Origin of the sequence: Dyadobacter jiangsuensis, from assembly GCF_003014695.1 — a bacterium.
Taxonomy (GTDB): Bacteria; Bacteroidota; Bacteroidia; order Cytophagales; family Spirosomataceae; genus Dyadobacter; species Dyadobacter jiangsuensis.
In genome coordinates, this window is record NZ_PYAS01000005.1 from 219,196 (window position 1) to 234,052 (window position 14,857).

General features: G+C 50.4%; 12 protein-coding genes. 5 read left to right on the forward strand and 7 right to left on the reverse strand.

Annotated elements, in window-relative coordinates; translation table 11 throughout:
- The first annotated feature begins 2 nt into the window (after window positions 1–2).
- Window positions 3–914 carry a DUF1338 domain-containing protein gene (locus tag CLV60_RS12095; RefSeq protein ID WP_106595642.1) on the forward strand — a complete coding sequence of 304 codons (912 nt, stop codon included), beginning with the start codon at window positions 3–5 and terminating at the stop codon, window positions 912–914.
- Here the strand turns inward: CLV60_RS12095 and CLV60_RS12100 are convergent.
- Both CLV60_RS12100 and CLV60_RS12105 read right to left on the reverse strand, forming a co-directional pair.
- Window positions 911–1,360 carry a DUF2442 domain-containing protein gene (locus tag CLV60_RS12100; RefSeq protein ID WP_106595643.1) on the reverse strand — a complete coding sequence of 150 codons (450 nt, stop codon included), beginning with the start codon at window positions 1,358–1,360 and terminating at the stop codon, window positions 911–913. The two genes, CLV60_RS12095 and CLV60_RS12100, sit on opposite strands and share 4 nt — an antisense overlap.
- A gap of 55 nt (window positions 1,361–1,415) precedes the next feature.
- On the reverse strand, window positions 1,416–3,353 hold the full coding sequence (locus CLV60_RS12105) for an SGNH/GDSL hydrolase family protein (RefSeq protein WP_106595853.1): 1,938 nt from the start codon (window positions 3,351–3,353) through the stop codon (window positions 1,416–1,418).
- Between the two features lie 101 nt (window positions 3,354–3,454).
- On the opposite strand from CLV60_RS12105, the gene CLV60_RS12110 reads away from it, so the two are divergent.
- Window positions 3,455–3,739, forward strand: coding sequence for a hypothetical protein (locus tag CLV60_RS12110; protein ID WP_106595644.1), 285 nt, complete (start codon window positions 3,455–3,457; stop codon window positions 3,737–3,739).
- Window positions 3,740–3,903: 164 nt separating this feature from the next.
- Here the strand turns inward: CLV60_RS12110 and mraY are convergent, their stop codons facing one another.
- The 5 genes from mraY to rsmH all read right to left on the reverse strand — a co-directional run bounded on the left by mraY (window position 3,904) and on the right by rsmH (window position 10,385).
- Window positions 3,904–5,118, reverse strand: coding sequence for a phospho-N-acetylmuramoyl-pentapeptide-transferase (gene mraY / locus CLV60_RS12115; protein WP_106595645.1), 1,215 nt, complete (start codon window positions 5,116–5,118; stop codon window positions 3,904–3,906).
- Between the two features lie 71 nt (window positions 5,119–5,189).
- Complete coding sequence (locus CLV60_RS12120) at window positions 5,190–6,665, reverse strand: UDP-N-acetylmuramoyl-L-alanyl-D-glutamate--2,6-diaminopimelate ligase (RefSeq protein WP_106595646.1); 1,476 nt, start codon at window positions 6,663–6,665, stop codon at window positions 5,190–5,192.
- Window positions 6,666–6,671: 6 nt separating this feature from the next.
- Window positions 6,672–8,816: a PASTA domain-containing penicillin-binding protein gene (locus CLV60_RS12125; RefSeq protein ID WP_106595647.1), complete on the reverse strand. Its 2,145-nt coding sequence runs from the start codon at window positions 8,814–8,816 to the stop codon at window positions 6,672–6,674.
- Window positions 8,817–8,838: 22 nt separating this feature from the next.
- Window positions 8,839–9,252: an FtsL-like putative cell division protein gene (locus CLV60_RS12130; RefSeq protein WP_106595648.1), complete on the reverse strand. Its 414-nt coding sequence runs from the start codon at window positions 9,250–9,252 to the stop codon at window positions 8,839–8,841.
- A gap of 215 nt (window positions 9,253–9,467) precedes the next feature.
- Window positions 9,468–10,385, reverse strand: coding sequence for a 16S rRNA (cytosine(1402)-N(4))-methyltransferase RsmH (rsmH, locus tag CLV60_RS12135; protein WP_229210934.1), 918 nt, complete (start codon window positions 10,383–10,385; stop codon window positions 9,468–9,470).
- 140 nt (window positions 10,386–10,525) lie between these two features.
- On the opposite strand from rsmH, the gene CLV60_RS12140 reads away from it, so the two are divergent.
- The 3 genes from CLV60_RS12140 to CLV60_RS12150 all read left to right on the forward strand — a co-directional run bounded on the left by CLV60_RS12140 (window position 10,526) and on the right by CLV60_RS12150 (window position 14,828).
- A complete protein-coding gene (locus CLV60_RS12140; protein WP_106595650.1) occupies window positions 10,526–11,773 on the forward strand; it encodes a TlpA disulfide reductase family protein in 1,248 nt (415 codons plus the stop codon).
- Window positions 11,774–11,918: 145 nt separating this feature from the next.
- A complete protein-coding gene (locus tag CLV60_RS12145) occupies window positions 11,919–12,386 on the forward strand; it encodes a MarR family winged helix-turn-helix transcriptional regulator (RefSeq protein ID WP_106595651.1) in 468 nt (155 codons plus the stop codon).
- A gap of 36 nt (window positions 12,387–12,422) precedes the next feature.
- Window positions 12,423–14,828 (forward strand): 3-hydroxyacyl-CoA dehydrogenase/enoyl-CoA hydratase family protein, encoded by a 2,406-nt coding sequence (locus tag CLV60_RS12150; protein WP_106595652.1) that lies wholly within the window; start codon window positions 12,423–12,425, stop codon window positions 14,826–14,828.
- The last annotated feature ends 29 nt before the right edge of the window (window positions 14,829–14,857 follow it).

Consider the following 14,857-nt stretch of genomic DNA (forward strand, 5'->3'; position numbering starts at 1 on the left):
ATATGGGAACGTCAGCCAGCAAACTCGCTACTCTCGATATCGTTCTGAATGGATTAATGCGCCGCTACAAAGAGCGTGTGCCCGACGTAGGCATTATCCTCGACGCGATGGTGAGCGACGGCATTGTCGACAGCGCGGATACCATCGAAAACGACCATATCGCATTCCGTACGATGGGTGTACCTCAGCTTGGTGTGCAGTCGTTCGAGAAAATTTTCCTGCATTACGGCTACGAAAAACGCGACCATTATTTTTTCGAAGGTAAAAAGCTCGACGCCTGGTGGTACGCCCCACCCCGCGAAACCGATCCGCGCATTTTCGTGAGCGAGCTCCGCGTTGGCGACCTGTCGGAGGAGAGCCAGCGCATTATCCGCAGCTACACCGACGAAGTTGCCACGGATCCCGTCGATTCCCTCGACCTCGACAATGGCGAAGCCGTAGACGCATTCCTGCACCAGCCGCTATGGCGCACACCGACGGTTTCCGACTACCAATCGCTGCTCAAAGAAAGTGAATACGCCGCCTGGGTGATCTACAACCGCTATTACCTCAACCATTTTACGATCAGCGTCCATAACTTACCCGAAGGCTTCAATACCGTTGCCCAATTCAATGAGTTTTTGGAAAAACACGGCATTAAGCTGAATACTTCTGGCGGTAAAATTAAAGTAAGCCCCGATGGCGGGTTATTGCAAAGCGCTACAGTGGCCGAAATGCTGAATGCAGAATTTGCCAATGGTGAAAAGCTGCGTATTTCCGGCTCATATGTAGAATTTGCCGAAAGGAAAGTGCTGCCGGAGTTCGCCGATCTGCCAGCGGGTGAAATCAAAAGAAAACACCGCCGGGATGGCTTTGAGGCAGGTAATGCGGATAAAATTTTTGAGAGTACTTATACTACGCAGACGGGGCGTTAGGCCGGAGTTGAGTTTTGGAAAAGGACGTCCGGGCAGAAATCGAGCGGCGCAGGAATGATCTTGCCATCATAATCGACCATTTCTGCTAATCCATCCCAGTAGATCGTACGCCCGTCGGTTTGAGCCTGCTTGAAAGTATTCCTATCGAGAATTTTCTTGAAAATGCTTCCTTCTTTTTCAGCATATTCTTGAAGAAAACTGCTGAAATCGACCGATCTGACGATTCCATCAGTCCAGAGTGCCTTGATTACAAACGGCTCGATTGACAATATTTCTTTAACGCGCGGATTTCTCGACGGCCGTACCCCGTATGTGGCGCGCAGGTATTCGAAAGCCTCACAGTCCCTTCCCTGATTACCATCTTCAATTCCCTCTTTGATCGCACGCCTGGTTTCAACATCAAGTTTGTCCCAAAAATCTTCTTCTGTGGAATCCTTCTTTTTCATAATTCATCAAATAGTGTGTTAAGACTTGCCTAAACAAGTTTCGCTATTCAACTATTTAGTCATTCACAAGCAAATGCACAATCCTAACCGCATTCCCTTCACTCTTCTCATTCTTATCCTCCGAAATCGTCAAATGCAGCTTATGCTTCCCGGCCGACAATTCATCCGCGAGCATTAAATACCATGGCAAATGCAGCTGATTACTCCAAGGTGTATAAGTATCGAGCGTCTGTGGCTTTTTGCCATCGATGGTGTAAGTAATCTTCCCGGCATCGGGCCCGGAAATGATCGCGATACCTACGCCACGGCCCTTAAACTCGAAATTGAGGGAAGATCCGGCTGTTTCGCTCACCAGCATAGGCACGTTTACAAATCCTTCGCGGGTTGAAAACTTGGTTTTGGGCTTCCAATCCGGGTCGATCGTGAATCCTTTCAGATTTTTGGCTTCTTCGAGTTTGTGATAACTGCCTTTATCATAGCTGAAACGATCCATTGGCGCGGGTAAGCTAATATCCCCGGTCACCCGTGATTCCATTTTCAGCATTTCCTTAATGGTCTGAGCGTAAATTTCCTGGCCGTAGGGCGATGGGTGCAAGTCTTTAAAATCGTACTTCCACGTGAATTCCCCCGCCTTAATGCGGTCGTACACCTCCTTCGCCAGGTTGATGTAAACCGCGCCATAATGCTTCGCCACGCGCTCGTGCACACCTACCTCCACAGGCTCCTTGCCGGCTTCATAGTCGTCGTTCTTTTTAGGCTCCGCAAAGGCCATCATCACCACATTCGCTGTCGGATTAGCTGCATACATCTGTCTCAAAATACCGTCCAATGCCCTTACCTGCGCTTTTTCGCTGAAACCGTTCCCCCGGTCGTTTACGGCTGCCTCTACAAAAAGTAAGTCGGGCATTCCCTTCGCGAGCACATCGCGGCTGAAACGCATGGAATGCGGCGTGCTGCCCAGCGATGGAATGCCGGCAGCGATGAATTTGAATTCAGTGTCGGGAAAATGCTCCTGCAAATATTGAGAGGTTTTATCGCGCCAGCCCGGGTTGTGGGTGATGGAGCCGCCGAGGAATGCGACAGTCCCTTTTCTGGTAGTCCTGAACTTCTCAAATGCATTGCCCAGGCCTTTATTCAAAGTAATATAAGGCGTATGCAACAGCGGCCTTTGAACCGGCACGCTATTCTCTTCGATAAAATTGGCAAAGAATTCGGGATGCTCGATCGGGAAGTGATGGCCTTCCAGCGTCTGCTCGCCGCGCGTCATCGGGTACACGCTTACAGGCCCGCCCAATGCGAGGTAATTTCTGACGAGCAGATCCGTATTCTCAGCAACCGGCGCATGTTCGTCTTTTAATCCTACCACATGGACGATTGGCACTTTGTAAGATGCTAACCCGGCCAGGTCGTTCAGCGGGATGTCGGTAAAACTGGCGGCCTGCTCTTCGTTCATGTTAAAAATTTGCTTCCAGGCCTCCCAGTCTTTGGGCGAGCCTTTGCCTTTTCCTTTGCCGCCGGGCCAGCTTTTTGGATCGGCAACGGGTGCCTCGGCGTAAATGCAGCTTACTTTATCAGGATTCCGCTTCGCCCAGCCGTACACATACAACCCGCCGCGGCTTACGCCTTCCAATGCCACTTTCGGGGAGAAATGCTTTTCCTTTACGAGGTAATCATAAAAAGCGTCCCACACCTGCATGGCTTTGGGATGGGCGAACATGTCGTTGGTGTTCACATACGCCACATGGAACCCGCGTGAGAGCAGAATACTGTCCATATCCGTGTGCCATGTGGGGAAATGTGCCCGCCATACCCACGGATTGCCCTCAATCGCCTTCTTTGGTTTCACAAACCACGCATTGCGGTCCTGAAATGTAAATTCTACTTTTTCAAAACCTTTCCACTGGGTCGTTTTTTCGGGGGTTTGGGCTGAAATATAGGTTGCTGACAGCGCAAAAATGGTCAGCAGACTGCATGCGAAGCTTTTCGTGTTCATAGCTTTCAAAAGCACGCATATGGCCCATTTTACCGGGAGGCGCATTCGGTTTGGTATGATATTTTAACTATTTATCCTGAAAACAATCTTGAAAAAGACTTATGGATAAGATCGAGAAGTTTAAGACCATGGAGAAAATCCTGCGCGAGATCGAGGATTTGAAAAACAGCGAAACTGCCGTGATCAAGAAGATTGGTCAGATTGAAACAGAAAACATGAACGTCAACGTCCAAAACCTCGACAAATCCCTGAACGAGATTTACGACGGTGTTTATAAAAATCTCCAGAATGTGGAAAACCTTCAAAACTCATTCTCCGAAACCGTGGCCGATTTCAGAAGCAAGAACAACATCACCGAAGAGATGTTGATGGAACTAAGAGAATAAATTACTCCGATATCATCAGACTAAAAACCACAAAAAAAAGATGTCAGTCTGAGCGCAGTCGAAGACAGTCCATACGGTAAGGATTGTCTTCGACTGCGCTCAGACTGACATTCTTCGTTGGGCTCCCCTTCCTCCCTTTCCTCCCTTTCCTCCCCTTTTTCCTTCTACCGTAACTTCAACGTCGCGAGCGTCAAAATCGCCAGGATGATACCGACAATCCAGAAGCGTGTGACGATTTTCGCTTCGTGAATGCCTTTTTTCTGGTAATGATGGTGTAATGGCGACATCAGGAATATCCTTCGCCCTTCACCGTATTTCTTTTTGGTGTATTTAAAATAACTGACCTGTAATATCACCGACGCATTCTCGACAATGAAGATCCCGCACATAACCGGGATCAGCCACTCCTTGCGGATCGCCAGCGCCACGACGGCAATCACCCCGCCGAGCATCAAACTGCCCGTGTCGCCCATAAATACCTGTGCAGGGTATGCATTGTACCATAAAAACCCGACACAGGCCCCTATGAACGCCGCACAGAATATTACCAGCTCCCCCGAATTGGGAATGTACATGATGTTGAGGTATTGCGAGAATTTGGTGTTACCCGACAGGTATGCCAATACACCGAGCGTCAATGCGATAATGCCTGAAACGCCTGCCGCGAGGCCGTCGATACCATCGGTAATGTTGGCCCCGTTGGAAATGGCGGTGATGATGAAAATCGCGATGATGGTGTAGATTACCCAGGTATATTCTTCGGGCAGCCAGCCGAAAAGCAGTGCCCGGTAGTCGAACTCGTTGTTCTTGATGAAAGGGATGGTCGTTACCGTCGGGTGGATAATGTCACGGTAGCGCTGCACCTCGCCCAGGCTGGAACTCAGCACGGGCTGGTCATACACGCGGATTTTGACATTATCATTAAAAGAAAGCGTAATACCGACGATCAATCCCAACCCTACCTGGCCTACGATTTTGAAACGCCCGGCCAATCCGTCCTTATTGTTCTTGAACTTCTTTAGATAATCATCCAGAAACCCGATACCACCCGTCCAGAGAGCTGTGATAATCAGCAAAACGATGTAGACATTACTCAATTTCGCAAACAGCAATACGGGGATCAGCAACGACGCCAGGATGATGAAACCGCCCATGGTAGGTGTTCCCGCTTTCTCCATTTGACCCGCCAGCCCAAGGTCGCGGATCGATTCGCCCATTTGCTTTCTACGCAGCAGATTGATAATCGACTTTCCGTAGGCAGCAGCGATAAACAGCGACAAAACCGTCGCACCCAACGCCCTGAACGAGATATACTGGAATACCCCGGCCCCGGGAATGTTGAATTGTTTGTCTAAATAATCGAAGAGATAATAGAGCATGAAAAAGCGTGTTGGGATGACGGCTGCAAAATTGGTTTTTTTAATAGACTACGCCAAAAGCATAGTGATTTTTAATTGCCCGCCCGTTTTGCGAACACTTCCATCAGCACTTCCTTGTCATCGAAATGGTGTTTTACGCCTTTTACGTCCTGGTAATTCTCGTGCCCTTTGCCAGCGATCAGGATAATGTCGCCAGGCTCCGCTTCCAGTCCGGCTTTGAGAATGGCCTCGTGGCGGTCTTCGATCACCGTTGTTTTTTTGTAATCCAATGCCGGCACGCCTTTCCGCATTTGGTCGAGGATATCCATCGGATCTTCGAAACGCGGGTTATCCGAGGTCAGGATCACACGGTTGCTGTACCGACAGGCGATTTCCGCCATTTTAGGACGCTTTTCGGCATCGCGGTTACCGCCGCAGCCTACCACCGTTATGACTTGCTCATTACCCTGCCGCAAATGCGTGATCGTTTCGAGCACATTTTCGAGCGCGTCGGGCGTGTGCGCATAATCCACAATGCCTACGATATGGTCCGCGGAATGGAATTGCTCGAAGCGCCCGGGAGGGCTTTTCAGGTTGGAAAGTTCTGTCAGAACAGCCTCTTCCTGCTCACCCAAAAGCACCGCTGCACCATATACTGCAAGCAGGTTGTAGGCGTTGAATCGGCCGATCACGCGGAACCAAACTTCCTGATTGTTGATCTCCATATGCATCCCCGCGAGCGTATCCGAGATAATTTTGCCTTTGAAAGTCGCGAGCGTTTGCAGCGAGTAGGTTTCAACACGCGCTTTGGTATTTTGCACCATCACATTGCCCCGGCGGTCGTCAATGTTTATTAACGCGAATGCGGATTTGGGGAGCGCATCAAAAAAGCCCTTTTTGGCTTTGATGTAATTATCGAAAGTCTTGTGGAAATCGAGGTGATCGTGGGTAATGTTGGTAAAAATCCCCCCCGCGAAATGCAAGCCGGTAATACGATGCTGCGCGACGGAATGCGAGCTCACCTCCATAAACACGTGGCTGCAATTGCGAGCCGCCATTTGAGCCAGCAACGCATTCAATGCAACGGCATCGGGCGTGGTGTGCGTGGAAGGAATAACCTCATCTTCGATCTGATTCTGAACCGTCGACAGCAAGCCGCAACGATAGCCCAATGCCCGGAAAAGTTGGAAGAGGAACGTGGCCACGGAAGTTTTGCCGTTGGTACCGGTTACCCCCACGAGTTTTACCTTTTTGGAAGGATGTCCGTAGAATGCGGCGGCGATCAGCCCCATAGCTGCCGCGGAATCCTCCACCTGAACGTAGGTAACATCTTCCCTTACACTTTCCGGCAACTCTTCACACAAGATAGCCGTAGCGCCAAGCTCCGCGGCAGTGTGGATAAACTGGTGGCCATCCACCTGTGTGCCGCGCAATGCCACAAAAAGGCTTCCCGGCAGTACTCTTCTGGAATCCAGAATGATATTCTTGACCTTGGCATCGGCATAACCATGGATAATGGCTCCTTTAACTTCGCCGAGCAGGCTGCTCAACACTTGTTCGTTTTCCATGAAGGATTATTGTAATGTAAGCAGGATTGTCTTGCTTCCTGATTTATTGCTGCCCGGCGGTAGCGATTGCTCCACCACCTTGCCCGAGCCTTTGAATGTTACCCTGAAACCCTTGTTTTCCATTAAATACAAAGCATCCCGCATCGACATGCCTTGCAGGTTCGGCACATCGCGTGCATCGACCTCGCGTGGGTTCCATTTGGTTTTACCCTTTTTGTAGAGTGACGCCGCCGCATATTCGCTCTCTTCCGGCGCCGGCGTCATGTTCAATGATTTGCTGATCACATTCAGGTCGTTGGTAATGCCTGCCCATTTCACATCCTCCGATTTTTCAGGAACCGAGTCCCTTACCGGCTTCTGAATGGCCACGTCGTAAGCATAAATGCGGTCGGCTACTTCCTTGAACACCGGCGCAGCCACACTTCCCGCGTAACGGGTGTAGTCGGCCCCTGTGCTTTTGGGATTATCGATAATTACGATGCAACTGTATTTGGGCTTATCGGCCGGGAAATAACCTGCAAACGATGTATAATTTTTACCCTCGGTATAAACCCCATTGATCAGCTTCCGCGCCGTACCCGTTTTTCCGGCAATCTGGTACAAATCGCTTTTAATGTGTTTGGCCAAACCCGCATTCACAACGCCTTCGAGCATCTTCTTCACTTTCCGAATTGTTTCGGGCGAGCAAATAGGCTTTTCCTCCACATATGGCGGGATTTTGTCTTCGATTTCCTCTGCATTGCGGATCTCGCGCACGATCATCGGCCGCACCCAGTAACCATTATTCGCCACGGCATTGTAGAAAGCGAGTGTTTGCAGCGGAGTCATCTGCATTTCATAGCCGTGTGCCATGAAATACATCGAATAGCTGCTCCATTGTTTCGATTTCCGATCGCGGATCAATGGCGGCTTTTCGCCTTTCATGTGAATGCCGGTCGGCTGATTCAGGTGAAATTGTTTGAGATAACCCAGGTATTTGTCAGGCTTGTTGGCAAAATACCGTTGCATAAGCTGCACAATGCCGATGTTCGACGATTTCTCCAAAACCTGCGAGGCAGTAATGGTGCCAAAGCCGCCGCGGTGCGCGTCGCGGATAATGTGGTTGCGGAATTTCATCGCACCGTCGCCGGTGTTCACTGTCACCTGGTCGGGATCCATATGGGTCTCTTCCAGCAGGGCCATCATCGTCGCCAGCTTGAATGTCGAGCCGGGATCGTTGCTGCCAGCCAATGCGTAATTGAAGACTTCTTCATATTTACCGGGACCGCGTTTAGTAAGGTTCGCCATCGCTTTGATTTCGCCCGTAGCCACTTCCATAATGATCACCGAACCGAAGTCCGCGTCCATTTCCAGCAACTTCCGGCGCAATGCGATCTCGGTACGTTCCTGGTAATTCATGTCGAGCGTCGTGTAAATGTCTCTTCCAGCGGCGGGCTGCACATTCAATGCATCACCCACAGGGATTTTCAGTCCGCCTTCCACTTTCTCGACCCAGCCGATACCGGGGCGGCCTTCAAGCTGTTTGTCAAAACTGGCTTCCAGGCCAATATACCCGCGCCCGCTTTTCGGGTCGATGCCGCCGATGGTACGGTCGGCCATAGGGCTGAATGGTTTGTAGCGTTTGTAGATCGTCTCGAACTTGCCGCCGCCGCCCTTCCGGTCTTTGGCAAAAAATGGCCACTTTTTAAGTCGCTCACGTTCCAGGTGCGTGATTTCTTTGCTTTTCAGGCGTAGATACCGTTTGCTTTTGCTCACGCGATAACGCATGATCTTGCTCTTGTAGCCTTCGGCCGTGTTTTCCTTAAAGTTTTTGGCGAGTAGCGACGCCAGTTCGTCGATGTGGTTGTAGAAATAGGCCGAATCGGCGACTTTGGTGTCAAAACCTACATAATAATACGGCAACGAGGTCGCGAGCAAGCTGTTGTCGCTCGCATAAATGTTCCCGCGCATAGCCGGGATCGTGTCCAGTTTCAGGTCGTTCTTTTCCGAATACTCCGCCCAGGTTTTTCCTTTGAAAGTATCGTAATACTGTACCCGTATCAGCTTGGCGAAAACCATGATCGCCAGCAAAAACAGCATCCAGCCGACCAAACGGGCCCGGTTGATCAGTGCTTTTTTATTGTTCTGACCGCTTTCGACTTCGTTTTTCATGAGGCGTTGAGAAAAAAACGGCTTATTCTTCGTCTTCTTTTAAAATGATTTTCTTGGGTGGGGTAAGGTTCTCGACCAACCCTTCGGCCTGCACTTTCTCCACCACCACCGACTGTTTCCCGGCCCGCTCATACTCCGCGTGAATGGAGGTATATTCCGCTTTCAGGTCGTCGACCTCCTTTTTGAGCTTGATGCTTTTCCGCACATAATCCTCCGACTGGAACCCGATCCGCTCATAAGCGACAAGCAATATGATCACCCAGCCGAAATAGTAAAAGTATTTCACCGGCAAACGCTCTTCCTGGCCCGGCAACTTCTCGCCGAAAACCTTGTCGAGCGGCAAAAACTTGTTCAGCCAGTTGAATAGCGAATATTCCCGCTTCCGCTTCGGCGGTTTGGGCGGAACTGGTTTCGGTCGTTTTCTATTTTCAGCCATGTGTAACGTTACGTTGAATATTTGAGCGACTGGGTTTTGGTCAAGTGTTGTCAAGTGTAGTCAGGTGTTGTCATGAATGGTCATTTATTGCGGTTCGCCGCGCGGTAAAATATTCTCACTCAATAATATGTATACTATTTCTGACAATACTTGACGATAAATGACAACACTTGACAATACCTGACCACACCTGACTTCGTCACACACCGGTACCGTCACGCCTTCGTCGCAATCCGCAACTTAGCACTTCTGGCGCGCGGGTTTACGGCTACCTCTTCCGCGGTCGCTTCGATGGGCTTGCGCGTGACGCTTTTCAGCGGTTTGAGCTCGTTCCCATAAAAGTCCTTCTCGACTTCTCCGTAAAACTTCCCTTTCTGGATGTAATTTTTCACCAGCCTGTCTTCCAGCGAATGGTACGACATCACCACGAGCCTGCCGTCGGGCGTGAGCACCTCGGGCACCTGCGTGAGAAACTCTTCGAGCACCGCCAGTTCATCATTCACCTCGATCCGCAACGCCTGGAACACCTGTGCGAAATACTTGTTCTCGCGGTGCTTGGGCGCATAGCGCATGAGAATGCTTTTCAAGTCATTAACGGTTTCGATTGGCGTATTGTATCGGGCGGCGATAATTGCCTCCGCGGCTGTGCGGGCGTTGGTCACTTCTCCATACATCCCCAGAATGCGTTGCAATTCTCCTGCCGAGCGTGTTTTAAGCACCTCGCGGGCCGTTTTCTCGGTATTGGGATTCATGCGCATGTCCAGGTCGGCGTCAAAACGGGTAGAAAACCCCCGCTCAGGCGTGTTGATCTGGTGCGACGAAACGCCAAGATCAGCCAGGATGCCGTTCACCTGCGGCGCCTTGTTGAGTTTCAGATAGCGCTTCAAATGCCTGAAATTGGCCGGGATGAATGTAAACCGTGGATCATCCTTGAATTCCAGCGCGTTAGCGACCGCATCGGGGTCCTGATCGAAAACCAGCAACCGGCCGGTCGTAAGCCTTTCCAGAATAGCCCTGGAATGCCCGCCGCCACCGAAAGTGACGTCGACATAAACGCCATCAGGCTGTATTTGAAGGCCTTCCAGGCACTCGGACAACATGACGGGAACGTGGTAGGTACTAGGCGAATCCATTTGTTAAAAGCAATGTACTGAGGAACTATTTCCGGCAATCCGGCAGTTACAAACTTAGCAATTTTCAAGCGTAGGAATCATCCCCGCGCGGGGAATTAATTTTGGCACCACACATCGCATTAAACACCAGTAATTTGAATATGAGACTCCTGTTATTGTTTGGAATACTTTCATCTTTTATCATCTCAACGAGTTTTCCAGCATTTTCCGACACGCCCGTAAAATCGGGCATCTGGCGCGCAACACTCACCCGCGACCAGCAGAAACTGCCTCTGATACTGGATATTTCACCAAATCCCGACGGCAAAACACTCACCGTGCACATCATTAACGGAACGGAAAAGCTCAAAATGGACAGCAGCTATTTCCAGAACGACTCCCTCGTGATCCCGATGATGATGTTCGATGCCAAGATCATCGCCAAATCGACCGGCGACGAACTGAAAGGTACCTACTATCGCTATGCCAATGGTGTTGTGGCGGGCTCACTACCTTTTGCTGCCGAGCAAGGAGAAAATTATAAGTTTTTCAAAAAGGGCGAAGCTAAAAGCACCCGTAATGTAAGCGGCAAATGGGCCACTACATTTAGAAACCCGGCCACCGGCGATGAAACCATTGCGGTAGGAAACTTCACACAGCAAGGTACCGACGTAACCGGCTCATTCCTCACTCCAACTGGCGATTATCGCTTCCTGACCGGCAGCGTGAATGGTGACAGCCTCTATTTATCGACATTCGACGGCTCGTTTGCGATGCTTTTCAAAGCAGGCTTCCAGCCCGATGGCACATTGAGCGGCAACCAGTGGTCGGGCGTGAAGGCATTTAAAACCTGGACCGCCAAGCCTGACGCTAACGCCAAACTGCCCGACGCTACCAAAATGACGTTCCTCAAACCAGGCTTCGAAAGCGTGGATTTTGAATTAAAAGACACCAAAGGCAAAACCTGGACATTGAAAGATCCTCGTTTCGCGGGCAAGCCGGTTATTATCCAGATCATGGGTTCCTGGTGCCCCAACTGTATGGATGAAACCAACTACCTCGCTCCGTGGTACAAAAAGAATAAGAATCGTGGCATTGAGATCATCGGACTGTCTTTCGAGCGCAATGACAAGCCCGAGATTGCTAATCCGAAAATCGACAAAATGGTGAGCCGCTTCGGCATCGACTACCCGGTTGTACTCGCAGGCACCAGCTCGGATGCTTCCACGGCAAAGGCATTGCCGATGCTCAACAAGGTGATGTCGTATCCGACTACCATTTTCATCGACAAGCACGGTAAAGTCCGCGAAATCCATACCGGCTTCAATGGTCCGGGCACGGGCCATTATTACGATGAGTTCGTAACCGACTTCAATACCTTAATGGATAAGCTTATCAGCGAGAAGTAAGAAGTAACAAATACACAGGCACACCGTCACAATTTGAGGCGGTGTGTTTTTTATTGATCCCAAATTAGTATGCTTGCATAATAGTAAGCACATTGCTTACATTTGTGATAAGGGCATTACCTGATACCAATAGCTTTTTGAAACGATGCGCAAGGAAAAAACAATCGATTTCCAGATCAAATGGGCCTGGCATTCCATATCGCGGATGTACAATGCCTATGCCGCCCGTTTTGACACGACCATGGCCGTCGGGTATGTCCTGCTGAACATCGACATTGAGCACGGCACGCCGGCCACCAAAATAGCGCCATTGCTCGGTATGGAGCCGCGGAGCCTCGTGCGGATGCTCAAAAACCTCGAAGAAAAGGGTCTTATCCGCCGGGAAGTGAGTAAGGACGACAAGCGTTTCGTCCGCATTGTGCTCACTGAGCTGGGCAAGGAGAAACGTGAACTCGCCCGCGAGGGAGTCATTTCCTTCAACACAATGATCCGCGACAAGATACCGCTCGACAAGCTGGTCGTGTTTTTTGACGTCATTAAAGATATAAACCGATTGGTGGAAGAAGAGAACCAGAAGCTCAAAGCCGGCGAAGTCGCCGAAGATCTGGAATAACCATCAATCCCATCCTGAAAACCAACCTGAGTAAAAATGAATCGTTCCATTCGTAAAGTAGCTGTTCTTGGTTCAGGCATTATGGGCTCGCGCATTGCCTGCCATTTTGCCAATATAGGCGTTGAGGTGCTCCTGCTGGACATCGTTCCAAAAGACCTTACCGACGCTGAAAAAGCGAAGGGTATTACGACCGACCACCCTGCGTTCCGCAACCGGATCGTGAACGATTCGTTCCAGGCGACGCTCAAAGCCACACCGGCATCGTTGTACAGCCCGGCATTTGCCTCACGGATCAAGCTCGGCAACTTCGACGATAACCTGGCCGACATCAAAAATTACGACTGGGTAATTGAGGTAGTGGTCGAAAAGCTGGATATCAAAAAAAGCCTTTACGAAAAAGTGGACGCGCTCCGCAAGCCGGGTACGCTCGTTACTTCCAATACATCCGGTATTCCCATTCACCTGATGGCCGAAGGCCGGAGCGAGGATTTCCGCAAAAACTTCGCCGGAACGCATTTCTTCAACCCGCCACGCTACCTGCGTCTGCTGGAAATTATCCCGACGGCCGCTACCGACCAGAGCGTGGTGGATTTCCTGATGCATTACGGCGAGCTGTTTTTAGGGAAAACTACCGTGCTCTGCAAAGACACGCCGGGCTTCATCGCCAACAGATTAGGAATTTATGCATTGATACAAACCATCCGCGTAGCCGAAGAAATGGGGCTGAGCGTGGATGAAGTGGATAAACTGACCGGCCCCGTTGCCGGAAGGCCGAAATCGGGCACTTACCGGCTTTCGGATGTGGTAGGGCTCGATACGACGGTGCATGTGGCTAATAACCTGTATGCCTCCGGCGAAGGTAAAGATGAATCGCGCGATGCATTTGTATTGCCCGAAATCATGCAGAAGCTGTTTGATAACAAATGGCTAGGCGACAAAACGGGACAGGGTTTTTATAAAAAGATCAAAGATGAAAAAGGCAAGTCGGTAATCCTGGCGCTGGATTTCAAAACGCTGGAATACGTGCCGTCGGGCAAAGTGAAATTCGAAACGCTGGAAGGCACCAAGAATATCAGCGACGTGTACAAACGCTTCAGTGCGCTGGTAGCGGGTAAGGATAAAGCCGGCGATTTTTACAGAAAGACATTCGCGGATGTTTTCAAATACGCGACATTCCGCATTCCTGAAATTTCAGACGAGATATTCCGCATCGACCAGGCCATTACCGCCGGTTTCGGCTGGCAATATGGTCTCTTTGAAACCTGGGACGCCATTGGTGTGAAAAATATGCTGGCGATCATGGAATCGCTGGATCTGAAACCGGCTGCGTGGGTTTACGAAATGCTCGCGGCTGGTAACGAATCGTTCTATAAAGTCGAGAACGGCAAGCGGCTGTATTATGATATTCCTTCCAAATCTTACAAAAGGATCCCAGGTCAGGACAGCTTCATTTTGCTCAGCAATTTGTCCAACAATATTGTGTGGAAAAATGCAGGAGCAAACGTCTACGACATCGGCGACGGCATTCTGAACCTCGAATTCAAATCCAAAATGAATACGATGGGCTCGGAGGTGATCGAGAGCATTCAGAAAAGTATCAGCCTTGCGGAAAAGGATTTTCGCGGATTGGTGATCGGTAATGAGGCCGTCGAAGCATTTTCTGCGGGTGCTAACCTGGCAATGCTGTTCATGTACGCCGTCGAGCAGGAGTTTGACGAGATCAACCTCGTGATTTCACAATTCCAGCAAACGATGATGCGTGCCCGGTACTCGTCGGTCCCAGTAGTGGTGGCGCCTCACACGCTTGCGCTCGGGGGCGGCTGCGAGCTCACGTTACACGCGGATAAGGTGGTGGCGCACGCGGAAACCTATATCGGTCTGGTGGAATTTGGCGTGGGATTAATCCCTGCCGGGGGCGGTACCAAAGAAATGGCGCTGCGCTGCTCGGATATGTACCAGGCGGGCGATCCCGAGTTGAATATCCTGCAAAACGCATTCATGAACATCGCGCAAGCGAAGGTATCCACTTCAGCGCACGAGGCGAAGGCGATGAATTACTTGCAGGACAAAGACCAGATCGTACTCAACCGCTCCCGGTTGATCGCCGAGGCGAAACAGGCGGCGATTGACCTGGCTGAAAACGGCTATACGCAACCCAAACCACGCCATGATATTAAAGTGCAGGGCAAAACGGGCATTGCATTGTTCCTGGCAGGCATTACCCAAATGCGCCTCGCAAATTACATCACCGACCACGACGCTAAAATCGCGGGCAAACTGGCCTATGTGATCAACGGTGGGGATTTGAGCTACCCGCAGCTGGTTTCGGAACAATACCTGATCGATCTTGAACGGGAGGCCTTCCTTTCCTTGTGCGGAGAGAAAAAGACCTTGGAAAGAATGCAGGGGCTTCTCAACGGCGGAAAACCACCCAGAAACTGATCGGGAATTATTGTTTCACCAAATTATGT

Excerpts from the sequence above, each read along its gene's own strand:
- mraY (WP_106595645.1), bottom strand. The coding sequence starts at position 5,118 with ATGCTCTATTATCTCTTCGATTATTTAGACAAACAATTCAACATTCCC.
- CLV60_RS12130 (WP_106595648.1), bottom strand. The coding sequence starts at position 9,252 with ATGGCTGAAAATAGAAAACGACCGAAACCAGTTCCGCCCAAACCGCCG.
- CLV60_RS12145 (WP_106595651.1), top strand. The coding sequence starts at position 11,919 with ATGCGCAAGGAAAAAACAATCGATTTCCAGATCAAATGGGCCTGGCAT.
- CLV60_RS12110 (WP_106595644.1), top strand. The coding sequence starts at position 3,455 with ATGGATAAGATCGAGAAGTTTAAGACCATGGAGAAAATCCTGCGCGAG.
- CLV60_RS12140 (WP_106595650.1), top strand. The coding sequence starts at position 10,526 with ATGAGACTCCTGTTATTGTTTGGAATACTTTCATCTTTTATCATCTCA.
- CLV60_RS12105 (WP_106595853.1), bottom strand. The coding sequence starts at position 3,353 with ATGAACACGAAAAGCTTCGCATGCAGTCTGCTGACCATTTTTGCGCTG.
- CLV60_RS12120 (WP_106595646.1), bottom strand. The coding sequence starts at position 6,665 with ATGGAAAACGAACAAGTGTTGAGCAGCCTGCTCGGCGAAGTTAAAGGA.
- CLV60_RS12100 (WP_106595643.1), bottom strand. The coding sequence starts at position 1,360 with ATGAAAAAGAAGGATTCCACAGAAGAAGATTTTTGGGACAAACTTGAT.
- rsmH (WP_229210934.1), bottom strand. The coding sequence starts at position 10,385 with ATGGATTCGCCTAGTACCTACCACGTTCCCGTCATGTTGTCCGAGTGC.
- CLV60_RS12125 (WP_106595647.1), bottom strand. The coding sequence starts at position 8,816 with ATGAAAAACGAAGTCGAAAGCGGTCAGAACAATAAAAAAGCACTGATC.
- CLV60_RS12095 (WP_106595642.1), top strand. The coding sequence starts at position 3 with ATGGGAACGTCAGCCAGCAAACTCGCTACTCTCGATATCGTTCTGAAT.
- CLV60_RS12150 (WP_106595652.1), top strand. The coding sequence starts at position 12,423 with ATGAATCGTTCCATTCGTAAAGTAGCTGTTCTTGGTTCAGGCATTATG.